1 protein-coding gene is annotated in these 240 nt (G+C 45.8%); it reads right to left on the bottom strand.

Translation table 11 applies throughout. From position 1 onward, the window contains the following. The coding region (locus H5185_RS22640; protein ID WP_182743391.1) for a YebC/PmpR family DNA-binding transcriptional regulator at positions 1–240 on the bottom strand (240 nt) is incomplete at both ends.

Here is a 240-nt window from a genome sequence, read left to right as displayed (position 1 = left end):
CTACCTAACTTGGCATCATTTTTAACAAATGCTTGGCGAACCTGAGTAAAAGTACGGTTACCGTTGTCTGTTAAGCAATCAACAATCACCATACAACCGCCAGGTCCAAAACCTTCATAGCGGGCGGTATCATAATCTTCACCACCACCGCCACGAGCTTTTTCAATGGCACGTTCAATAACGTGTGCCGGAACTTGATCTTTCTTTGCGCGGGCAATCAAGCTACGAAGAGCTAGGTTA

Source organism: Shewanella sp. SG44-6 (genome assembly GCF_014164185.1).
In the GTDB taxonomy this organism is placed as follows: Bacteria; Pseudomonadota; Gammaproteobacteria; order Enterobacterales; family Shewanellaceae; genus Shewanella; species Shewanella vesiculosa.
This window is presented reverse-complemented; position numbering and strand designations above follow the sequence as displayed.